This window comes from Paenibacillus sp. FW101-FHT12H11 (assembly GCF_058790355.1).
Genome location: NZ_JBYTCO010000003.1, coordinates 148104 through 169254 on the forward strand (window position 1 = coordinate 148104; position 21151 = coordinate 169254).

19 protein-coding genes and 1 pseudogene are annotated in these 21151 nt (G+C 43.0%); 13 read left to right on the top strand and 7 right to left on the bottom strand.

Annotated elements, in window-relative coordinates:
- Positions 1-210 precede the first annotated feature (210 nt).
- Together AC3WTJ_RS10885 and AC3WTJ_RS10890 are read left to right on the top strand one after the other, a co-directional pair.
- Positions 211-1029 (top strand): DUF695 domain-containing protein, encoded by an 819-nt coding sequence (locus AC3WTJ_RS10885; protein WP_492521732.1) that lies wholly within the window; start codon positions 211-213, stop codon positions 1027-1029.
- A 97-nt stretch (positions 1030-1126) separates the two neighbouring features.
- Positions 1127-1780 (top strand): Bax inhibitor-1/YccA family protein, encoded by a 654-nt coding sequence (locus AC3WTJ_RS10890; protein WP_492521733.1) that lies wholly within the window; start codon positions 1127-1129, stop codon positions 1778-1780.
- Between the two features lie 63 nt (positions 1781-1843).
- Here the strand turns inward: AC3WTJ_RS10890 and AC3WTJ_RS10895 are convergent, their stop codons facing one another.
- Positions 1844-2050 (bottom strand): hypothetical protein, encoded by a 207-nt coding sequence (locus AC3WTJ_RS10895; RefSeq protein ID WP_127458552.1) that lies wholly within the window; start codon positions 2048-2050, stop codon positions 1844-1846.
- A 168-nt stretch (positions 2051-2218) separates the two neighbouring features.
- Between AC3WTJ_RS10895 and AC3WTJ_RS10900 the strand changes: the two genes are divergently transcribed.
- Together AC3WTJ_RS10900 and AC3WTJ_RS10905 are read left to right on the top strand one after the other, a co-directional pair.
- Positions 2219-2500: a hypothetical protein gene (locus AC3WTJ_RS10900; RefSeq protein WP_127458551.1), complete on the top strand. Its 282-nt coding sequence runs from the start codon at positions 2219-2221 to the stop codon at positions 2498-2500.
- 78 nt (positions 2501-2578) lie between these two features.
- A complete protein-coding gene (locus AC3WTJ_RS10905) occupies positions 2579-2770 on the top strand; it encodes a YqzE family protein (RefSeq protein ID WP_492521734.1) in 192 nt (63 codons plus the stop codon).
- A 66-nt stretch (positions 2771-2836) separates the two neighbouring features.
- Here AC3WTJ_RS10905 and AC3WTJ_RS10910 read toward each other — a convergent pair whose 3' ends face one another.
- The 3 genes from AC3WTJ_RS10910 to AC3WTJ_RS10920 all read right to left on the bottom strand — a co-directional run bounded on the left by AC3WTJ_RS10910 (position 2837) and on the right by AC3WTJ_RS10920 (position 6689).
- Positions 2837-3796, bottom strand: coding sequence for a hypothetical protein (locus AC3WTJ_RS10910; RefSeq protein WP_492521735.1), 960 nt, complete (start codon positions 3794-3796; stop codon positions 2837-2839).
- Between the two features lie 116 nt (positions 3797-3912).
- Positions 3913-4902, bottom strand: a complete 990-nt coding sequence (locus tag AC3WTJ_RS10915; RefSeq protein ID WP_492521736.1) for a YqhG family protein — start codon at positions 4900-4902, stop codon at positions 3913-3915.
- Positions 4899-6689: a DEAD/DEAH box helicase gene (locus AC3WTJ_RS10920; protein ID WP_157325725.1), complete on the bottom strand. Its 1791-nt coding sequence runs from the start codon at positions 6687-6689 to the stop codon at positions 4899-4901. The genes AC3WTJ_RS10915 and AC3WTJ_RS10920 overlap by 4 nt, the downstream gene beginning before the upstream one ends.
- A 258-nt stretch (positions 6690-6947) precedes the next feature.
- Between AC3WTJ_RS10920 and AC3WTJ_RS10925 the strand changes: the two genes are divergently transcribed.
- Positions 6948-7787 (top strand): lipoate--protein ligase family protein, encoded by an 840-nt coding sequence (locus tag AC3WTJ_RS10925; protein ID WP_492521737.1) that lies wholly within the window; start codon positions 6948-6950, stop codon positions 7785-7787.
- Between the two features lie 52 nt (positions 7788-7839).
- Here the strand turns inward: AC3WTJ_RS10925 and dat are convergent, their stop codons facing one another.
- Positions 7840-8667 (bottom strand): D-amino-acid transaminase, encoded by an 828-nt coding sequence (dat, locus tag AC3WTJ_RS10930; RefSeq protein ID WP_492521738.1) that lies wholly within the window; start codon positions 8665-8667, stop codon positions 7840-7842.
- A 319-nt stretch (positions 8668-8986) separates the two neighbouring features.
- On the opposite strand from dat, the gene AC3WTJ_RS10935 reads away from it, so the two are divergent.
- Both AC3WTJ_RS10935 and AC3WTJ_RS10940 read left to right on the top strand, forming a co-directional pair.
- On the top strand, positions 8987-11638 hold the full coding sequence (locus AC3WTJ_RS10935; protein WP_492521739.1) for an adenosylcobalamin-dependent ribonucleoside-diphosphate reductase: 2652 nt from the start codon (positions 8987-8989) through the stop codon (positions 11636-11638).
- Positions 11639-11888: 250 nt separating this feature from the next.
- The gene (locus AC3WTJ_RS10940) at positions 11889-13538 is read left to right on the top strand and encodes a TniQ family protein (RefSeq protein ID WP_492521740.1); all 1650 of its coding nucleotides are present in this window, start codon (positions 11889-11891) and stop codon (positions 13536-13538) included.
- Between the two features lie 75 nt (positions 13539-13613).
- Here AC3WTJ_RS10940 and AC3WTJ_RS10945 read toward each other — a convergent pair whose 3' ends face one another.
- Positions 13614-13949 (bottom strand): helix-turn-helix domain-containing protein, encoded by a 336-nt coding sequence (locus tag AC3WTJ_RS10945; protein ID WP_492521741.1) that lies wholly within the window; start codon positions 13947-13949, stop codon positions 13614-13616.
- Between the two features lie 149 nt (positions 13950-14098).
- On the opposite strand from AC3WTJ_RS10945, the gene AC3WTJ_RS10950 reads away from it, so the two are divergent.
- The 5 genes and pseudogenes from AC3WTJ_RS10950 (at position 14099) to AC3WTJ_RS10970 (ending at position 18297) form a co-directional block, all read left to right on the top strand.
- Positions 14099-14425: a hypothetical protein gene (locus AC3WTJ_RS10950; RefSeq protein WP_492521742.1), complete on the top strand. Its 327-nt coding sequence runs from the start codon at positions 14099-14101 to the stop codon at positions 14423-14425.
- Positions 14422-16158 carry a TniQ family protein gene (locus AC3WTJ_RS10955; RefSeq protein WP_492521743.1) on the top strand — a complete coding sequence of 579 codons (1737 nt, stop codon included), beginning with the start codon at positions 14422-14424 and terminating at the stop codon, positions 16156-16158. The genes AC3WTJ_RS10950 and AC3WTJ_RS10955 overlap by 4 nt, the downstream gene beginning before the upstream one ends.
- 38 nt (positions 16159-16196) lie before the next feature.
- Positions 16197-17006 carry a hypothetical protein gene (locus tag AC3WTJ_RS10960; RefSeq protein WP_492521744.1) on the top strand — a complete coding sequence of 270 codons (810 nt, stop codon included), beginning with the start codon at positions 16197-16199 and terminating at the stop codon, positions 17004-17006.
- 37 nt (positions 17007-17043) lie between these two features.
- A pseudogene (sigK, locus tag AC3WTJ_RS10965) lies at positions 17044-17553 on the top strand (RNA polymerase sporulation sigma factor SigK); the annotation flags it as partial.
- 69 nt (positions 17554-17622) lie between these two features.
- Entirely contained in the window at positions 17623-18297 is a 675-nt protein-coding gene (locus AC3WTJ_RS10970) for an ABC transporter ATP-binding protein (protein ID WP_492521745.1), read from the top strand.
- 577 nt (positions 18298-18874) lie between these two features.
- On the opposite strand, the gene AC3WTJ_RS10975 is transcribed toward AC3WTJ_RS10970, so the two are convergent.
- Positions 18875-19759: a LysR family transcriptional regulator gene (locus AC3WTJ_RS10975; protein ID WP_492521746.1), complete on the bottom strand. Its 885-nt coding sequence runs from the start codon at positions 19757-19759 to the stop codon at positions 18875-18877.
- 117 nt (positions 19760-19876) lie between these two features.
- Here AC3WTJ_RS10975 and AC3WTJ_RS10980 point away from each other — a divergent pair, with 117 nt between their 5' ends.
- Complete coding sequence (locus tag AC3WTJ_RS10980) at positions 19877-21133, top strand: YbfB/YjiJ family MFS transporter (RefSeq protein WP_492521747.1); 1257 nt, start codon at positions 19877-19879, stop codon at positions 21131-21133.
- The last annotated feature ends 18 nt before the right edge of the window (positions 21134-21151 follow it).

Here is a 21151-nt window from a genome sequence, read left to right on the forward strand (position 1 = left end):
TGCTTCCCTTTAGCGCGCAAGTTTCAGGTCCGTGTGGGCTTACCCCCGTGGAGGTTCGAGTCCTCTTGATCGCATCAACCGCAACAACCCTTTCAGGTTCTGAAGGGGTTGTTTTTTTATTTCCTAGGAAATCATGCTCAGATGGGTAGGCAGCTAGGCCTAAGACTTATATAATAAATATTATCTTGGAAGGAAATAGGGGGTCATCCTATGGAAGAAGATTGGAATTTGTTCGAACGCATCCGGGATCGGGAGCAGGTTCTAGTCTTTATGAACACTGCTTTGAAGCAGAAAGCTCCTTTCATAGGATATGGACAAAGAATTACAATCGTATTTAATATGTATAGCTTGTGGGACCTCTCGGACAGCTCAACTCCAAAGGCGCAGCAAGCCTTTTATGAGCTCGAAGATAAGCTTATTTCGCGGATGAAAGATCAGGGATATGCCCTTTACGCCGGGCGCATTTCTTCAAATAATAAAATGGAAATGTACTTTTACGCCAAGGATGACTGGGATTGGGAGCGGGAAATGAAGCGGGTACTGGCGGATTTTCCTAACTTCCGTTATTATTTCTTGATGAATTTGGACGCAGACTGGAGCTTCTATCTGGAAGAAATGGCGCCTTCACCCTTGGAAGAGCAGTGGATGCGAAATGCCAAGATCGCCTATGCGCTGAAGCGTCGGGGGGATAATCTGGAGAAGGCCAGGGAAGTTCAGCATTGGCTGCATTTTCCGGATTCAACCCGGATGGATGCGATGAAAAGCAAAGTGGGCGCGCTTGGCTACAGGATCATTGTCTCCGAATTTGATACGACACGTCAGGTGGAGCCCTACGTGCTTCACTTGAGCAAATTACACACGCTGGATGTTCCGACCGTCAATGCGGTAACCAAAGAATTGTTCGTTCTAGCGGCAGAAGTCGGCGGAACTTATGACGGTTGGGGCACGCGTCTGATCCTGCGATTTCCTGCGAAACTTCGAGCGCATTTGAAACGTATATTCCTAAAGATGATCTCCGCATTCAAATAATGCCTAAAGTCCAGGCGTATAGCGGTTTTCATGAAGTTTAGGTATAATGCATAGTATAGATTGTACATGTTTTCTAATAGAAGGAGTTGACAGTTTCATGGATAGAACGGTTACGGTTTCTCATTCAGGCAGTTTTGCTCATGTGCTTCAAACATTTGCCATCTCCCTCTTGGTTTCCTTCCTGGGGACACTAGTCGGCGCTATGGTCGTTCCGCCTTCAATGATCATGCTTTTCGTCATTGCCGAAGTGGTCATGCTGGTGGCAGCCATCGTGATTCGGATTCGCGGCAAAAATATCGGATATGGTTTCCTTTATGCCTTTACGGCAATTTCCGGTGTAACTTTATATCCAGTGATTATGGCATACGGGGGTATGCTCGGAGCTAATGTGGTGTCGGGAGCATTCTTCGCGACAGCGGCGATTTTTGGCGGACTAGCCTTCTACGCGCACCGTTCGCAACGTGATTTTAGCTTCCTCGGCGGCTTTTTGTTCGCTGGAACGATTGGCCTTGTCTTAATGAGTGTCATTGGCATGTTCGTTAATTTTGGTTCGATGACGAATTTGATTTGGTCAATGCTAGGCATTCTGATTTTCAGCGGATGGGTGTTGTATGATGTGGCTCAATACCGCAATGGCGTATCAGCCGAAGAGGTTCCGCTCGCTGCACTTAATATTTATTTGGATTTCATCAATCTCTTCTTGTACATCTTGCGCTTCTTGGCTTCCATTGTTGGAGTTAGCCGTGATTAAGAGGTAGGAATCGCTATGAAAAAAGCACTTTCGACACCCGCTAGCGGGAATCGAAGGTGCTTTTTAATTGTGAAAATATGGGATATCCCCGCGAAAACACCGATTCACTTCCAGCAGGGTATGGAGAAGTAAAATGAGCTCAGCATGGCTTAGCTGAACTGTGGAGAACGTATCTTCCTGTTCGTGGTCTCGAAGCTTCAATTCCAGCATGTGGTTGGCTTTATCCATGTGGATGTTGAGCTGTTCAGTCAGGAGCATCTCTTCCCACATTCGATGCACCCCTTTCTCTCTAGTTATTTTAATATATGCAGCAAGGACGAGGTTAGAAGCGGGTTTGGAAGCATGCAGCGCCGGACTGATTTTTTTGAAACAAGCACGATTTAAGCCCTCTCTTCATACAATTTAGTGATCCTATATGGGGAGAGAGGAGATTGACCTATGGCGGCTTGCAATGCTTGGACGTATAGAGGGATTTCATCTTCAGTGTTTCGTTCGTTACAACAAGTAGGCAAAAAACAAGGCTTCACCATTCCTAATGCTGCATCGGGAAAATTCATGATTACCGTGGTGGGAATGAACGTTGGTTTCCAATACGCCTGGGACATGAACGCACAGACCTTGCTGTTGCAGTGCGATAATAAACCGATGCTGCTCGGCTGTAGTACGATTAAGTCATTTGCGGATAAAATTATTTCGGAGAGCGGCGGAAGAGTCAGTTGAATCCATGTCTTCCACCTGTCTTACCGTTTAAGTCCGGGGCTCTCTGGTTACAATAGGGAGAAAAAGGCAGGTGGGCGTATGGCCAAAAGCGATGACTTGGTCAAGTACATAACACAGCAGGTCGTGACGTTTATAGACACGCCAAGAGATGTTCGCCAACAAGCAAAAGCGATGCATAAAGAGCAGCGGGAGCATTGGCAGACGCGTTGGTTTGGCATGCTGCCCTTGGCAGCCCGGATGTTGTTTGACCAGTTTAGAACCAAAAAATAAAAAGTCACAAAAAAAGGGCTGCCCGAGAAGTAGAATCGTCTACTTGACGGGGAGTCCTTTTTCCATTTAATAAATATGCCCTATTGCAAGAGCGGCAGGCAGTTGAATGTATCTTGGTCCTTCGTGATCCAGAACCAGATAAGGTAACCCATCCTGCCATGATTGATAGCCTAATACGGCCAGTGGCAGAGTAACCTGACCATCGTATAGCTCGGTGACAAAGGTCAGATGTTGATTGGCGGCAAGAGCGCTTTGGAGTTCGCTCAGTCCAGTCATAGGCAGCGGCGAGCCGACAATCCAAGGCATCCGTTCATAAGGATCAAAGGCTGGATGCATAATGGTGCTTGCTTCTTTTAATTCCGTTGTCATTAGTGTACTATCATCGGCCCCAAGCTTTGGCGTCGGGTCATCTTTTAAAGGGAGTACCTCACCTGATTTGGCATCCACATAGTACAGTTGATTATCAAGGTTGATTCTCCAAACAGCGGTTAAGCCGTCCATATATAAGCGGTCTTTGACGATCGTTTCATTGGCGATAAAATCAGAATAAGTAAGTGTTGCCGGAATGAGTTCTTGCTGTACCATGGAACGATACAGCGTGGTCAAACTGAAAAGAGGGTGCTTGCCTGTCCCGTATTCCGTTAATCGGAAGGAGCCATTTTCTACAGACTGTACGATCATATAGCCGACATCCTCGCCATGATCCGTGAGAATCACGACCCAGCCATGTGTCCCTGGACCAAGCGGGTAACTGTTCCAAGCTGCTGATTGCCAGTTATGGAACCCTTCTTCGCGAGCGAGCGCTACCCGCCACTTCTCAACCGTGGCCGATAAAGTGGATTCGCTTCGCAAATCCGGTACGGGCTTTGCAGTTTCAGCTACTTGACTGGTAGCTGCGGGTTGTCCTACAGGCTGTGCGAGGCTTGTCCGATCTGGATTATCGCCCGCTGAGCTTTGGGAGGGTATGAATAAGAGACTGCCAATACATATGAAGCAAGTTGCTGTCCATGCAGTCCACAGCTTCATCCATGTTCACCTGCCTATCGCTAACTTCTCATTTGTATGAATCTATTGTAATTCTTATGCTATAAAAAGATTGTTAGAACCTGCAGCGTTAATTTGCGAGGTTTTAGCGACTATCGTCAGTTCCTAGGCGATCGCCCTGCGGTTAAATGAAACAATCCGCAATTGATGACAGAAACGGCGATGCGCGGCTTATGCTGCCAGTCTATTTCTCTTAGGCGGTTGCGGCATTGCGTTTCGATTTCATCTCTTTTATCGGGCTCTGCGTTTAGCAAAAGGCCGTTGTAATAGGATTCGACACGGTCAATTTCGCTGCGGTGCTGCTCATTCGCCTCGTCCGCCCATCTATGGTCATAGGCGCTAATTTTGCGTTCAAGCGTCGTTTCCAGCAGGTTCACGGCTTTGATCAGCGATATCGTATCCGGCAAAATATGACTATTCGCCGGCAGCTTCGGAGAAAGACCTTTGGTCAGCAGATGTTTATGAAAATTCTCGCGAATCTCGCCGTTGTTCAATTGAACGGCAAGGGAGTGGATTTCACTTCGTTTGCGGTCACAGGCGAGTTCAACCTTGTAATTGATGCAAAACCATGTATCATATACGAGCGCAGCATGATAGGTGGCTCCCGTAGGAAACGGTTCCTCAAACAGATGAACGTATTTCCCGCGCTCTCGGACAATTCCGAACATTTGTTCTAACCTTCTGCTGCCAAAAGTGACATCATCTTGCGGAATACGCGCTGTAATTGTTGTCGGAACGAAGCCGAAATAACGTCCCAGAATGCTGTCGGAGGAGCCGTCAGGCGCTTGCTCCTGGTTCGGTGAGGCTGGCGCGCCTGGATTGGGCGGACTCTTCACAGCTGTCGGTGCAGCCTTGGACTTGGCATCGAGCCTCATTTGTTCCGGGTCGAATACGAATTTATAGGTCATGGTTTCGGCAGGCGTCCCGGTTCGCTCCACGAAACTCCAATAATAAGGTCGGCCCGTCATTTCCCGATCTGCTTCCGGAGACAGCTTGGCTGTGACGTAAGACGGGCTTTTCTCCAGAATGGTGCAATCATAAGCTTCAAGAAACCGCATGACAAAGGTATGAACGTTTCGTTTGTTCATGATCTGACCTCACCGCTTTGCGCGCCGCCTACGGCATCAAGGATATGTTGAAACTCAGTTCCATACACGGGATTGTGTTCGATTTCTTCTTTGATTTCGGTAAAGGAATGACCCAGCTCGTCAATTTTCCTGCGAATATCCTCGCGTGACCCTGCTTCCATCACCATGCGGAATAAGGAAGTTTCAAGAGATCCTTTCTTTTCGATTTTCTCCAAAATCGTATCGAGCTGCCCGATAACCATCTCAAACATATTGATTTTCTCATGCAGCAAAGAGAGGATGTGCTCTTCAATCGTATTGTTTGTCGATAGATTATAGATGTTCACATCATGTGTCTGGCCAAGCCGATGCACACGGCCAATCCGTTGTTCCACGCGCATCGGGTTCCACGGCAGGTCAAAATTAATCATGTTATGGCAAAATTGCAGATTAATTCCTTCGCCGCCAGCTTCCGTCGCAACAAGCACTTGTACGCGATTGCGGAATAAATCCATCATCCAATCCTTTTTGCCACGGTTCATGCCGCCGCGATAGGGGACTGCTGTAATTTTATGCTCTTTCAAATAGTTGAGCAGATACTCCTGGGAAGCGCGATACTCGGTGAAAATGATAACTTTATCATTAATTTCCTGCACGAGCTTCATGGTGGTTTCCGCTTTGCTATTCGATTTGATGCTGCGGATCAGCTCGACAAGCTCCCATATTTTGGCGCGTACAGGCGAATCTTCCGCTGTTTTTTTGAACAAATTCACGAGCGTGATGAAGACGGCATCCCTGGAGGAGCAGACCTCGCGTTGAAGTGTGATGAGCGAAAGCATGCTGTTTAAATCACCGGAGCTCTCCGCATACCGTGTGCGGACGAAATTGGTGACGCCGTCATAGAGCGCCTGCTCGTCCGGTGAAAGCGTCAGCGGGATATTTTTCACCACCCGCTTGGTGTAATGAACACCGCCGTCGCCGCGACGATTTCGGATCATTACCTTGGATAGCTCCTGTTGCAGCTGAATCTCATTTTTCGGAATCCTTTTGCCGACAACAAAATTAGATTTAAAGGAGCTGTGAACACCGAGTTGGCCGGGCTTGAGCAGGGTGATGAGATTATAGAGCTCTTTCAAATCATTTTGAACCGGCGTGGCGGTGAGCAGCAGGCAATATTTTTTGCGCAGCTCATTAACGAAAGTGTAGTTGGTCGTTTTTTTATTTTTTAATTTATGAGCTTCATCAACAATCAGCATGTCGTATTCCAGACCCATCACGATTTCCCGGTGAGGATCGCGTTTGGCGGTATCCATGGACGCCACGATAATGTCGCTTTGCTGCCACATGTACGCTTTTTTATGGGCGATGGCAGGTATGCCGAATTTGGTGTTTAATTCACGAACCCATTGCAGGACAAGGGATGCCGGCACCAGGATAAGGGTTTTGCGGACCAATCCGCGGATCATGTATTCTTTTAAAATCAACCCAGCCTCAATCGTCTTCCCGAGTCCCACCTCATCGGCCAAGATGGCTCGACCGCGCATTTCATTAAGCACTCGCTTCGCAGTATCGATCTGATGAGCCATAGGCTCAAGCTGCCCCAAATGAGGGAGGCACTGCATTTCATCAAATGTAGAAATAAGCCCCGACTCTTCCGATTCGTAGGCAAGCTGGTACAAAGTCCAATCGTCCCACGGCCCTCCTCCGCGCACACGATGATCCAGCTCAGTAAACCAGTCCCTCTCAAAGTGCATGTCCAACCGATGATGAATGGGGCGAATGTTCTCTTGCTGTTCATGTTGACGCATGGTTGTGCCCTCCTAAGAGTTTTCGTAAGAAAACTGACTTCGTGAACCTAAGCTTGTATGAAGCACGGGCGCTAAACGCCGAATACGTGTTAGTATGTCCATAAGAGGCGCTTTCATAACTTTTTCCATGGTAAAACAGATGAGGAAATCAGGGTGGGAGCTTGGAGAGGGAGCGGAATCGTAACTTAAGGCGGTTATGTGGTATGATAGAGGTTGTCTTTTGACAAGCATGGTTGGGAAGAAAGGATGAAGATTTCGATGACGGCATGGCGATTTATACATACGGGAGATCGTTCTCCTGCTGAAAATATGGCTTTAGATGAAGCGATTTTGACCGCTCATAGCGAGGGAATCGTCCCTCCTACGGTGCGTTTTTATGGATGGAATCCAGCAACGCTGTCCATCGGTTATTTCCAAAAAGCAACTGAGGTCGATCAGGAGGCCGTGGCGAATGAAGGGATTGGTTTCGTACGCCGTCCGACAGGAGGCAGAGCGGTTCTGCATGATAAGGAACTGACCTACAGCATCATTGTGGCCGAGGATTATCCGGGTATTCCCCGAAATGTGACGGATGCTTACCGCGTCCTGAGCGAAGGGCTGCTGCAAGGTTTCCGCGCGTTAGGACTTAACGCCGAGATGGTGCAGCTGGCAAGCGATGAGGAGAAAGAGAAATATGCCTCTGCGGGCTCGGCTGCATGTTTCGATTCTCCGTCCTGGTATGAGCTCGTGGTTGAGGGGCGTAAAGTCGCCGGCAGCGCGCAGGTACGGCAAAAGAACGTCGTGCTGCAGCACGGCTCGATTCTGCTCGATATGGATACGGACCAACTGTTCCGTATGCTGCGTTTCTCTAACGAGAAGGTGGCGGAGCGGATGAAGACGAGCTTTTTGAAAAAAGCGGTGGCCATTAACGAGCTGCTGCGGGCACAGGGGAAAGAGGCCGTTACCTTGCGGCAAGTTGAAGAAGCGTTCCGCCGTGAAATTGGTCTCGGTTTAGGCGTGGAGCTGGTTGAGGACTCGTTGACACCGTTTGAGATCGAGTTGACCAATCGTCTTGTGCAAGAGAAGTATGGGACGGATGAGTGGAACTTGCGGCGATAATGATGATGAGGATTTAAAAAACCTAAGGCAGATGCCTTAGGTTTTTTGCTGATTATGAGAACGTGCGAACAAACTCCTCCTGCAGCTTGCGCGTATGTGCACCTGGCGTGCCGGCTCCAATCCTGCGGCCATCCACTTCCAGAATTGGCGTTATTTCTACCGTTGTTCCTGTGATAAAGGCCTCGTCAGCCGTCATAAGCTGTTCCGTCGTAAAAGCTTCTTCTTTAACCGGCATATCCAAACCTCTGGCTAAACGCAAGACGACTGCTCGGGTAATTCCGTGCAAAATCAAATGATTCGCAGGATGCGTATAAAGCACACCATCCTTGATCATCATCAGGTTTGACGCGCTGCACTCCGTTACCGTACCTTCGCGATGCAGCACAACCTCCTGCACGTTGTTATCGAGCGCTGCTTGCTTGGCCATGACATTGGGCAGCAGATTGAGTGTTTTGAGATCGCATCTTAACCAGCGAATATCGGCAAAAGTAATCGCTTTGATCCCGTTATGTATGGTTGCCGTCGGTCTCGGCACTTCCGTGCAGTAGGCCAGCATGATCGGTTCTGCCTGAGCCGGAAACGGATGCGCGCGTGGAGCTTCGCCTCGGGTGATTTGCAGATATACGGTGCCATCGATCAGCTTATTTTTGTCCACCAGCTCGATGAGAATTTGCCCGATTTTCTCGATGGTAAAAGGGAGTGTAAGCCGCACCTCGCTTGCGGTTCTTTGAAGCCTCTGCATATGGGCATCCTGCTCATACAGCTTACCTTGATAGACACGGAAAACTTCATATATACCGTCTCCAAAATAATAACCGCGATCATCGGGCGAGAGTTGAATGTCCGCTTTTTTCAAAAATTCATTTTTATAAAAATACATGTCTTTGACATCTCCTTAGAAAAAAATAACGAACAAATGTTCTAAAAATGAGCGAATTGTGGTATCCTAAATATAGGTTAGCAGAGGAACACGCCATCGTCAAAAGCAACGAACCGCCAGCTCGCTTTCTATAAAATAAAGAGAGATTTCGAGGAAAATCTAGCTAAAGCGATCATTACTTGTCTTATTAAACAAAATTGGTCCTTTGGCCATTCGAAGGTCCATATCTAGTGTTGTATAATGGATTTCTCACACCAGATATTGTAATTTTCAATTTAGTTGGAGCTGAATCTGTAGCTTATTGGGAGGGCATTTATCAATGGGGATTTCGCAATCAGGTAAGAGGCTGGAAGGGTTAAGCGAGAAAATATTTTTGGATCGCTACGCACTTAAGAATGCGGATACGAGCTTTGCTAAAGTGGGGGACACCGTACTCGTATTGACGAAGGATGATCCCAAATTCCCAGCCAAAGAAGTAGGCGAAATTATTAGCCGTGAAGGCGACATCGTGCAAGTAAGAACACGCAGTGGCGAGACAGTCAAATCTGCAGTTGAGAAACTTACATTAAACATAGAAAAGACACCGGAAGAAATGTGGGACCGTCTGGCCGGAGCCATGGCTTCCGTGGAAACGACACCTGAGAAACGCAGGGAATGGACGGAGAAATTCAGATATATTTTGGACGATTGGAAACTTGTTCCTGGCGGACGGATTGCGGCAGGAGCGGATGCAAGTGATGAATTAACGCTGTTCAACTGTTATGTGATTCCATCTCCTCACGATAGCCGTGGCGGCATTATGAGCACACTTTCGGAAATGACGGAAATCATGTCACGCGGCGGCGGTGTGGGGATCAATCTGTCTTCGCTTCGCCCACGCCGTTCCGTTGTCAAAGGAGTTAACGGCTCTTCGAGCGGTGCTGTATCATGGGGCGGCTTGTTCAGCTATACAACAGGTCTGATTGAGCAAGGCGGAAGCCGTCGTGGCGCACTCATGCTGATGATCAATGACTGGCATCCAGATCTGGAAGATTTCATCACGGTGAAGTCAACGATGGGCCAAATTACCAATGCCAATTTATCTGTTTGCGTAAGCAATGGATTTATGAAGGCTGTGAAGGAAGATTTGGAGTGGGAACTCGTCTTCCCGGATACGACGGATCCTGAATATAACGAGAAATGGGACGGCAATTTGGAAGCTTGGAAACAGCTTGGCAAAGCCGTCAAGCCGTACCGCACAGTAAGAGCCCGTGAGGTGTGGCACACGATTATTGAGTCCGCTTGGAAATCGGCTGAGCCTGGTGTTGTGTTCATGGAATACTATAATCAAATGTCGAATAGCTGGTATTTCAATCCGATTATTTGTACGAATCCGTGTGGGGAGCAGGGGCTTCCGGCTTGGGGAGTTTGCAACTTGTCGGCGATTAACTTATCCAAATTTTATGATGCAGAGAAACATGATGTCGACTGGGCGGATCTGGCGACGGTTGTTCGTTACTCGACGCGTTTCCTTGATAATGTCATTGACAAAACGCCTTATCACTTCGAAGAAAACCGTGAGAATCAACAGAAGGAACGCCGCGTAGGCTTAGGATCAATGGGCTTGGCGGAACTCATGATTAAGTTGAAAATTCGTTACGGCAGTCCGGAATCTTTAGTATTTTTGGACAAAATCTACGGATTCATGGCAAGAGAAGCTTATCTGGCATCAGCGGAAATCGCCTCTGAAAAAGGATCTTTCCAAGCGTTTATTGCAGATAAGTTCCTGGAAAGCGGCTTTATGAAAAATATGACCAAGGTATTCCCGGAAGTTGGCGAAGCCATTAAGCTGAACGGTATGCGCAACGTAACGGTTATTACGCAGGCTCCAACTGGAAGCACAGGAACCATGGTTGGCACTTCGACGGGGATTGAGCCGTATTTTGCCTTTGAATATTTCCGCCAAAGCCGTCTTGGCTTTGATAAACAATATGTACCGATTGCTCAAGAATGGAAAGACGCCAATCCGAATCAGGAATTACCGGATTATTTTGTAACATCCATGACGTTGACGGCTGAAGATCATATTCGCGCACAAGCAGCGATCCAGAAATGGGTTGACAGTTCGATCTCCAAAACAGCGAATTGCCCATCCGATTTCACTGTTGAAGAGACCAAACGGTTATATGAATTGGCTTTCGATCTGGGTTGTAAAGGCGTCACCATTTACCGTGATGGAAGCCGGGATGTTCAAGTTCTTAGCACAAGTTCTGATAAGAAAGAGGAGAAGAAAGTTGAGAAGGCAGAATCAGCACCTGTTGCTGTAGCTGCGGAGGCTGTGAAAGAAGAAGCCAGCTTAACGAATCTTTCAGGCAAGCTTGCGGTGAATGTTGACGCCAAAACAGAGCAAGTTTTCGATAAGCAGTATAAGCGCCGTCCGCAAATTCTGCGAGGCGCAACCTATAAAGTGAATACACCATTCGGCATGGCATATATTACGATTAATGATATGAACGGAACGCCGAGTGAAATTTTCCTCAACGTGGGGAAAGCCGGATCAGACGTTTTTGCAATGTCTGAAGCACTAGGCCGCGTGTGCTCGTTGTTCTTGCGTTACGGCGACCACGGCGACAAAGTGAAGCTGCTCGTGAAGCACTTGAAAGGCATTGGCGGCTCTGGCGCCATTGGATTTGGCACGAACCGCGTCGAGTCGATCGCTGACGCGGTTGCCAAAGCGCTCGAGCAGCACGACGAAGTGATGAACGAGCAAGACGACGCGCGGAACTACGTGACCGCGACGAGTGAAGTGCTGGATGCGCCAGCTCCGGCACCGGTGGCTGTTTCTAGCGGGCACGCCGCGCCTGGCGCTCATGGCAGCAACGCTGCTAGCGCCGCGACGAAGGACTTGTGCCCGTCTTGCGGTTCCGCTTCGCTGATTAACAGCGAAGGATGCAAGAATTGCGCGAACTGCGGCTACAGTCGCTGCTCGTAAGAGGACCGGGGGCGGGAGCCCCTGGTTTTTTTTTTTTGATTTTTCAAAAAAACTGTAAATGTTTCAAATTTTGTAGTTTTTTGTCAAATTCCAGAATTCTTTAGATTTGTTCCAGAATTCATTGGACGGATTGTTGCAGAATTCCATGGAAAGATAAATTTATACATCATGATGAATAATTATACAAAAATAAGGTTAGACGATATATTATCGTCTAACCTTATTTTTGTCATAGAAATGAGTGATTAACATGCGTTTATTACGTAATTTAATTGAAAAGTATCCTGATGAATCTTTGGAGGGATTCCTGAGCAGATTGGCCTTAGTTAATTACCGCGAAGTTAATGAGCTAGGGATAGGTACTCTTACACATAAATCGACCGAAGAGGAGATTGAGGAATATCTTAATAAAATATTCGTATTATCTGATCATATAATAACTGATGACTTTTTAAATACCCATAACTGGGTTCTTTCAGGACTAACCCTTCCAGGGTGGAAAAATAGTTTATTTACACGTTTCTGCTCTACATGTTTAGAAGAAAAGACATATCATAGAGCGAATTGGTCACTTACTCACTATAGTTATTGTTACAAACACTTAGCATTTATGATTGAGTACTGTTCAAATTGTCAGAACAAAATAACAGTTAAAGATGTAGTACAAGGAAAATGTGGGTTATGTAATAACATATTAAAGAATATTCCTATCTCGGAAGTCGGTGGAGATCAGCATTACTTAAATGCGGATGGGGATTTTAAGCAGATTAATTCGCCATTTCTACAGCATTCTCTAAATATTAGAGAACAAATATTTTTAGCAAAGTGGCTTTCATACATTTTGGTTGAAAAAACTAATCTTTTTTGTATAAATTTTAACCAAGCCGAGAAAAAACGTTTTGCATCAAGTGGTTATTACCATGACGTAGTGAAGCAATTTCAAATGATGTCACTTGCATTTGATTTACTTTCGTCTTGGCCGTCTAAATTAGTAATTTTTTTAAATATGCATTATAAAGGTTCGTATTATAGGACTAAAGATTTTATGTCTAAGTTAGTAAATTTAATTAGTAATAAAACAATAAAAAGTGTTTTGACAAATTCACTACGAGGGGAAGGCATTAAGAACATTCATTTTGAAGAACTACAATTCGATCATAATTTCTTATTCATTGAAGATTTCATAGAAATTTTCAGTATTTCTGATGAATTAATTCATACATATATATCTCAACACCAAATAGTCATTCAATCTCACCCAAGACTTAAACTTAAAATGATTCATAAAAATTACATAGAAAAAATGCAATTAGAGCTTTCTAATTATAATGGTAAAATTGAGTATATTTCCTTGAGTTCTATTGCTATGAGATGGAGAACCAGCGTTACCACAGTAAAATTGATATGTGAGATGAAGTTAGTTCCAATGCAGCAATTACTTGAAGAGGAATGTTACAAACTCGATATAATAGAAAAACTTGATAAAGAAGCAAGTGAATATCTTACTGTTCGTGATTTCTTAGAAAAAAGCATTTGGAGTAGTAAAACCTTAAAGGAGCACTTGAAAAGAATGAATGTTAATATTGTTTTTCGATCGAGTACTCTCTACTGGGATCAGTTATATTTAAAAGAAGATGTGACAATGGCTATTAGTTCTTTAAGTAATAACAAAAGTGATTATATGGACAGATACAATGTAATTGAACAACTGGGTTTTGAGCTTTTCAAAGCAGGGCAGTTTGATGTATATTACCCTTCGAGTGGTACTAAGAGTTCCCCATTTTTCTTGAAATCAGATGTAGAACATGTGATAAATCTATTTAATACATATAAAAGTAATAAAGAAGTCTCGAAATATAGACATCATGAAATTATTAAGCAAGCGTTAAATAAAAAGTAATTGGTAAAATTTTTGAATTGGTATTTAAAAGAAGCAAAAAAATGGCGACTGAGAGCAGTCGCCATTTTTTTACTCTTAATCATACATTTCCATTAGAATGTTCTTTACTTTTTTAACTTCACTTGAGTTTAAGGAAAGTAAAAGATTAACAATATGTTCTAAATCATCGGATTTATCTTTGGTACGGCTATTAAGCCTTGTGTATTCAAATAAATCATAAAGTCCAACATTGAGGGCAATCGCTATTTTAGCAAGATTTAGAACTGAGATATTTTTTTCCGCGCGCTCTACTCCACCAATATAAGTATAGTGAAAGTCAGCCAACTCACCTAATTGCTCCTGTGAAAGTCCTCTTTGTTTCCTTAAGTCTCGTATACGTTCACCAATTAATCTTAATGTAGGATCTGCCATTAGCTACACCTCTAATTGAAGTGTAGACAAGATATATGTTGTCAAACACGTGAAGAAACATAGTATTATATATAAATTACTACTTATATGTATTATTAATCTTCTTTTTGGTGATATTAATATTAATAGATTAATAGGAGGTGTTGATCGTGGAAAAGTTATTTGATTTATTTCCACTGGAAAAAGCTGTGATAACTGAAAACGGACTGTTTTTTAATGGTGAGTTCTATACATGTAGTATTGCGATTAAAGAGCAGTGGTATCTACCAGGTGAAATAATCTCTAATGAAATTTCTATTTATGTTGACAGTTATGATGACGAGTATATTCTAGTTTTGTTGAAAGATAGCAGTCTTACGATAGCTTATAAAATCAATAAAGAAAAAGTCTTGGATGAGCGGGATATAAGTAATTATCAGGAGAAGATTAGGTTTTTAAAGCATCAATTGAAAAAACGTAAGAGAGCTAAAAAATGATTAGTAACAGTACTCAATTAAAACACCTAAAAAATCAACTTAGTATGTATAGAGATGAAAGCCTTTCGGGGTTTCTTTATAGATTGTCATACCGAAACTATTACCCTAATACCTCTTTTCTTAGTGAGTATCTAGGTTTAACTACATATCAAGCGCACAATAACGAGTTTGATCATATTGCAATAAGAAAGCTCACGAGCCTGAATGGAAATGAACAAGTTTATTATGAAACTAGCAATGGCTACAAATTACTTGATTATTTTGGGTTTGATCTATATTCAAAAATTATAATGAAAAATAAAACGAAATTTTGTCCTATATGTATTCAGGAGAAGTATTATCATCGAACTACATGGCAAATACTGCCGATTTGTATATGTTTAAAACATAAGGTCAAACTAGTAGATCAGTGCCCACAGTGTGGAACTGTAATTGACATGACTTCGTTTATAAAACGAAAATGCGTCAAATGTTTATTTGATTACAGTAACATTAATGAATTGCGTATTGATAATAGTAATTTCTTAGAGTCGCAAATACTGCTAATTCAAGGGTTATGGGTTAAAGAGATATCTGTAATTCAGAGATTTAACATTATTCATTTTATGAAACTGGCTTTCCATAGCTTTCATTTGCTTAATGGAGCGCAAAACTACACAACTTCCTCAGATAAAATCTTAATGCTTTTCTATAATAGATCAAAAGGAGAAAAAAGCGGATATAATTTAGCAGTTGCTTTGGCAAATGTACATTGGATGTTCTCGGATTATCCAAATCACTTTTATATAATGCTTAATGATTTCTTATCTCGTAGTAAAGGAAAATCCAGATACGAGAGATTGAAAAAATTTGAAGAACTATTTAGTGATCAAATATTTTTTAATATCCATGAGGCATATAATTCATTTTTTATAGAACAAGTCAATAGAGGGCGTGTTAGAAGGGATTTTTCAATATTTAAGAAAGATCCAGATTTGTTAGATAAAAGAACAATGATTCGAAGAGAAGAAGTAAGAGCAATATCGGGAATTGCCTATGACAAAATTCATGCACTAAATAATAACCAGGAGTTGCAGCTCGAAACAAATATAATAGATGGACAATCAAGGTATCTGATAGATAAAAAAACACTTGAGAAATACTTGAATAATAGGCAGGCCCTCCTATCAAGAAAGGAGGTTGGATTAATTTTAGGAGTTAATTCACACTCAATTTCTAAAATTGTAGATCCAGGTTATTTAACACCAATTCAATCTACTAACTCGCCAATTAATAAATTTCAGATCGAAGAGGTAAGAAAGTTAGTAGATTGCTGCTTGGGCAGAATTGTGACAGAAGTTAACCAATCCTCTATTAATTTTTATGATGCGCTTACTAAATATTCGACATGTCATCTAACAATAGTAGATATTATTAGGTTTACATTATCTGGATATCTTAAGCCAATACGAACAACTCAGGGTTATACTCTGGCAGATAATTATTATGAAGAATGCGAGATAAAAGCCTGTTTAGAGTTAATAAAAAGAAAAAGACAAGAACATGTTGGATTCTTCTTTCAAGATGTAATGAAGAGATTAAAGATAGGTGAAAAAAGGTTATGGAAAATAATTCACGAGCAAGGCATCGCGGCAGATTTTATATTACATATGAAAGATGGGAGAAAACGATATTATTTTAAAGAAGCTACGATTTCTAAGATACAACAAAGCATAATTGGTTTATCAAAATAATTTGCAAGACTTAAGCTTATAGAAAGGGATGGAGAATAATGGGCTTAGCAGAAATAAAAAAATTTATTCATGAAGGTTTATATATGAAACTTAAATGTGAAAAGGAGAAGTTAAGGGTATTAAAAAATATGATTAGAACTGAGCAAGATGAATTAAATTTAAAACGTATAGTATGGAAGGAGATCGGAGTTGTTGGCGAGTTCGAGACTATCAAACAATATTCCTATAATCAGAGGGAGATAAATATATTACTTAATGATGTAGGGCTTTTACAATTTATTACTTTCATTAGACAAGATGAACTAATGCCTGAGGAAAAAACAAGATTAAAAGACCTTCAATATCCAAGAGAATCATATTTGAAATTTTCCCCAGGAAAGAACTATAACCTAGAAACTAATGAGTTATTTGATTACAATCTAGAACAAACCAGTATGTTAGAAAAAGTTGCACTCTGGAAAGAAGCTTATGAGAAGTACTCATTGCTAAAAATAAATTGGGAGAAGGAGAGGATAAAAGCACAATTCTCAACTGAATGGAAAAAATCCAAGAAACATTCATTTGATCACGGTGTACTCTCGATTATAGAATCACCTTTAACCTACAGAACAGATAAAGTTTTTGACGAGTTAGGGATTGAAACTGTACTGAGAACTGCTAGAGCAGACAGTATAAAAATCCTTGAATTTTCAGCTAGGGGCTTCATTCGGAAACAAGAGATACATAAGTTTAGAAAAGTTATCGATGTGAAAAGAAGATATACATTAATGACAATACAAAAGGAAAACCGTAAGAAGGAGGGGTGGCAATTAAAATTAATGCATTTATCAAAACTTAGCCAATTGTAAGAGTAAATAATATTAAGACAGAAGTGCATGTGTTCGCATTATCAAAAAATTCGACAACACCGGAGAAGATTTGGAGGACTTGATCTCCATCGGAACGATCGGCTTGATCAAAGCCATTGAGTCGTTCTCCCCGAACAAAGGGACAAAGCTGGCAACATTTGCGGCGCGTTGTATCGAGAACGAAATACTTATGCAACTTCGCTCACTTAAGAAGACGAGGAAAGATGTATCTCTGCATGATCCCATCGGAACGGACAAAGAGGGGAATGAAATCACTTTGATTGACATCCTCGGTACGGAAGCTGACGATGTCGTAGATAAAGTGCAGCTCAAAATAGAGAAGAGCAAGATTTATCGGAACTTAGAGATTTTGGATGATCGCGAGAAGGAAGTCGTCGTCGGGCGGTTCGGGTTGGAGCTAGGCGGGGAAGAGCGGACGCATCGGGAGATAGCGAAGGAGCTGGGCATTAGCCGAAGCTACGTGTCACGGATTGAGAAGCGGGCGCTCATGAAGCTGTATCACGAGTTTTATAAGGCGAAGCGGTAAGGTTGGTCGAGCGTATCTAATGAATCGCATACTTCATTTATTTGTTTTCAGATAATGGAGGCGAAGAGGATGACCTTAATCCAGATTGAGCATGTGAGTAAGAGCTATGTGATGGGCGGGGAAACTGTTCGTGCGCTGGATGATGTTTCATTAGATATCGATCACGGCGAGTTCGTGGCGATCATGGGTCCGTCCGGGTCGGGGAAGTCGACGCTGATGAACATACTCGGATGTTTGGATCTAGCAGATCGCGGGGATTATGTGCTGGACGGAAAGGCCATTAATCGGCTCCAGGATGCACAGTTAGCTGAAATAAGGAATCGGAAGATCGGATTCATCTTCCAGAATTTTAACCTGCTGCCTCGGCTGAATGCGTATGAGAATGTGGAGCTGCCGCTCATTTACCGAGGTATGAGTCGGCGTGAAAGGGAGCCGCTTGTCATGCAGGCATTGGAAGCGGTGGACTTAGTGGAACGCAGAAGGCATTTGCCTTCGGAGCTGTCAGGTGGCCAGCAGCAGCGAGTTGCGATTGCTCGAACATTGGTGGGAGATCCGGCAATTATTCTGGCGGATGAGCCGACGGGAGCGCTGGATTCGAAGACGGGTGTTGAGATTTTGGAGATTTTTAAGAGGTTGAATGAGCAGGGGAGGACGATTGTTTTGATTACGCATGATCTGGCGATTGCTCAGCAGGCGAAGCGGGTTGTGCATTTTCAGGATGGGAAGTTGAGTGAGGTTGGATAGGATGAGGGCCGGGACCTGAAGGGGTTCCGGTTTTTTATTTATGCACTAGACTTACAAAAATGTTAATAATTTTTTTTGTTTTGTGAATATCTCTGAATAAAAACCAGAAATTTAGAACAAAAGAATGCTCTAGATTTCTGGTTTTTATAATTGTTTTGTGCTTCAATCTATTACTCACTATCGTCAAGGTTTGTCCGGCGCTTTGTTTAAATCGAATCAACCTTCGCCCAGAGGGGATGGTGCGAAAGTGACGTCTTACCCAGTCAGTTTAGTGCCTATGCCTAAGGTGAGGATGGGATGGGATGGGATGGGACTGCCGCTTGCTCGATCCCACTGCGGAGATAATAGCGGAGTAGTAAACTTGCCCAGGACTCATTTATAGGTCCTAAATGCTGGCCAGTGTGAGATCAATAAACAAAAGCAAGGAGATTACAACATGCATTCTACTGAGATGGAAGAATTAATCAATTATCTTTTGCTGTTCCCTGCTTTCGTTAAAGTAAACCAGCTAGTAGGGGGGGAACGTTAGTTCAATGAAATTAAGGTGCTCATAGCCATGAACGACCACTAATGAAAATCATTTTTGTTTTTTAACCTCCCTTAAGGCATTCATTAATAATAATGATGCCCTTCCCAAGATGTTGCTATCTTTATAAACCAGGCCAATTGCGACAGTGGGATCTATATCAACAAAAGGTCTGATGACCAAGGTTCTTTCTAGTTCCAAACCTTTATACATAGGAATAATTCCGATACCGAGACCAGCTTTGACCATTTGCCGAATCACCGAAAAACTTCCCACCTCTATACCAAAAGAAGGATTTTGGCCAGTTTGACATAATATTTTTTCTGATATTTCTCTATAAATACAGGTTTGCTCTTTAAGCAGAATGGTTAGTCCGGCAAGGTCGTTCACTTCGAAGCAAGTTTGATTAGCCATTGGGTGATCAGTTCTCATCAATACCCCCAATTTTTCTTCAATAAGCGGCTCAAACTCCAACATGAGGTTTACTGATGGAGATGCGCATATACCGAAATCCAATTCACCGGATCGAACTCTTTCTGCGATAGATTTACTACCGCTAATCTCCATAGATAACTGCACTAGCGGACGAAGTTTACAAAAATCAGCTACGATAGTCGCTATCGTTTGACTCGCGATAGGTTCAATAGCGGCAAAACGAATGGCTCCGCCATCCCCCGTACCGAAATCTGAGATCGTTTGTCTCATGGATCCTATTTTTTTCAGCAAAGCAGATGCTTCCTGGTAGAGCCATCGGCCGGCTTCAGAAGCAACCATGCGTTTGCCATCACGAACGAATAAAGTGACCCCAAGATCAGCTTCAAGACGCTGAATTTGAAGTGTTACTGTAGAGGGGGCAAATTGGAGTTCTTCAGCAGCTTTCTGAAAGCTTCCAAGACGCAAAATCGCTTCAAATGTTGTTAATGCTCGCAGATCCATGTTCCTCATCCTTTAGTTTAATAAATATGAACAATTAATTCAGATAATTCAATTTTACAAAACTTTGATGCCAACTTACAATAGTTACAAGAACAATTTTTAGGCAGGAGGGATGCTATGGGGTTAGGTTATAAATCGGCATTCAATTGGATCACTTTATGGGCATCACTATTATTTGCTTTAATCCTTGGATTTTCGCGGCTATCCTATGGATTGTTCTTACCAGGGATTCAAAGGGAGATAGGGGGAAGCTACGCTGAATTAGGCATACTAGCAACCGTCAATTTTATAGGTTATTTGCTTGGAACCCTCTATATACCGCTATTTATTTCCCGTATTCAGCATAAAAAGCATGTAATCAATAGAATTTCTTGTTTGTTTCTTGGATTGGCCATGATAGGCTCTTCGTCTAGTGATTACTTCATTCAACTAGGACTATGGCGGTTCATGATTGGTTTTTTTTCAGCTTTGGCAACGGTGTTGGTCTTGTCTATTGCTACGGACGCCGTTCAACCCTCTGAACGAGGAATAGCTTCAGGTCTAATATGGTTAGGTGGATCTGCCGGTATTCTAGTTACAGGCTTATTCGCACCATATATCATAGAGCCTGCTCATTTGGATGGATGGCGCTATGCTTGGCTGGCTATGGGCATATTCGGTATTCTTAGTACAGTGGGCTTTGAGTTGGTAACAAGAAAGGAAAGATTTGAGAGTACCCTATTCACACAACTTGAATCGAATTCACGGGAACAAGAACAAGTGAGTGTATACAGACTCATGTTTAGTCCAAATAAATTTTTATTTTTACTCGGATCTTATTTCTTCTTTGGTTGGGGATATATCATTTATTTCACTTTTTTGGTTCCCTATCTTGTGAATAAAGGAATTCCGTCCATCTATGCTGGACTAATTTGGTCAGGTATCGGATCTGCAGGTTTATTCAACGGTTGGATTGGAGGCAGAGCCATTGACCGATGGCCGAGCGGGTATACGCTTGCATTTGGGTTAGCATTAGGTACGATTGGTGTATTAGGAGTAACCACAAATCGTATTCTCCTTACTTCATTAGGCGCAGTAATTATTGGGTTGGTTTCATTTATTACCCCACCGTTGATGACGACCGCCCTTCTTCGCCGTTATGCACCAAGTAGCATCTATGCGGTATGCCTTAGCGTAGCCACCGCTTTTTTTGCAGCTGGGCAAATTATTGGTCCCTTGGTTGGAGGCTGGGTTGTCGAGCGATACGGTTTGGAATTTGGCGTAACATCCAGCGCTCTATTTATGGCGCTTTCCGCCTTGTTTGCTTGTTTATACGGAAGGAAACAAGGCGTGATAGGGACACCTACATTACGTTCCGAAAGTATGGATCACTAATTCGTTTTTAAGAAGATT

What these genes read in the sequence shown, in the direction of transcription:
- AC3WTJ_RS10885 (WP_492521732.1), top strand. Translation starts at nt 211, where the DNA reads ATGGAAGAAGATTGGAATTTGTTCGAACGCATCCGGGATCGGGAGCAG.
- AC3WTJ_RS10890 (WP_492521733.1), top strand. Translation starts at nt 1,127, where the DNA reads ATGGATAGAACGGTTACGGTTTCTCATTCAGGCAGTTTTGCTCATGTG.
- AC3WTJ_RS10895 (WP_127458552.1), bottom strand. Translation starts at nt 2,050, where the DNA reads ATGTGGGAAGAGATGCTCCTGACTGAACAGCTCAACATCCACATGGAT.
- AC3WTJ_RS10900 (WP_127458551.1), top strand. Translation starts at nt 2,219, where the DNA reads ATGGCGGCTTGCAATGCTTGGACGTATAGAGGGATTTCATCTTCAGTG.
- AC3WTJ_RS10905 (WP_492521734.1), top strand. Translation starts at nt 2,579, where the DNA reads ATGGCCAAAAGCGATGACTTGGTCAAGTACATAACACAGCAGGTCGTG.
- AC3WTJ_RS10910 (WP_492521735.1), bottom strand. Translation starts at nt 3,796, where the DNA reads ATGAAGCTGTGGACTGCATGGACAGCAACTTGCTTCATATGTATTGGC.
- AC3WTJ_RS10915 (WP_492521736.1), bottom strand. Translation starts at nt 4,902, where the DNA reads ATGAACAAACGAAACGTTCATACCTTTGTCATGCGGTTTCTTGAAGCT.
- AC3WTJ_RS10920 (WP_157325725.1), bottom strand. Translation starts at nt 6,689, where the DNA reads ATGCGTCAACATGAACAGCAAGAGAACATTCGCCCCATTCATCATCGG.
- AC3WTJ_RS10925 (WP_492521737.1), top strand. Translation starts at nt 6,948, where the DNA reads ATGACGGCATGGCGATTTATACATACGGGAGATCGTTCTCCTGCTGAA.
- dat (WP_492521738.1), bottom strand. Translation starts at nt 8,667, where the DNA reads ATGTATTTTTATAAAAATGAATTTTTGAAAAAAGCGGACATTCAACTC.
- AC3WTJ_RS10935 (WP_492521739.1), top strand. Translation starts at nt 8,987, where the DNA reads ATGGGGATTTCGCAATCAGGTAAGAGGCTGGAAGGGTTAAGCGAGAAA.
- AC3WTJ_RS10940 (WP_492521740.1), top strand. Translation starts at nt 11,889, where the DNA reads ATGCGTTTATTACGTAATTTAATTGAAAAGTATCCTGATGAATCTTTG.
- AC3WTJ_RS10945 (WP_492521741.1), bottom strand. Translation starts at nt 13,949, where the DNA reads ATGGCAGATCCTACATTAAGATTAATTGGTGAACGTATACGAGACTTA.
- AC3WTJ_RS10955 (WP_492521743.1), top strand. Translation starts at nt 14,422, where the DNA reads ATGATTAGTAACAGTACTCAATTAAAACACCTAAAAAATCAACTTAGT.
- AC3WTJ_RS10960 (WP_492521744.1), top strand. Translation starts at nt 16,197, where the DNA reads ATGGGCTTAGCAGAAATAAAAAAATTTATTCATGAAGGTTTATATATG.
- AC3WTJ_RS10970 (WP_492521745.1), top strand. Translation starts at nt 17,623, where the DNA reads ATGACCTTAATCCAGATTGAGCATGTGAGTAAGAGCTATGTGATGGGC.
- AC3WTJ_RS10975 (WP_492521746.1), bottom strand. Translation starts at nt 19,759, where the DNA reads ATGGATCTGCGAGCATTAACAACATTTGAAGCGATTTTGCGTCTTGGA.
- AC3WTJ_RS10980 (WP_492521747.1), top strand. Translation starts at nt 19,877, where the DNA reads ATGGGGTTAGGTTATAAATCGGCATTCAATTGGATCACTTTATGGGCA.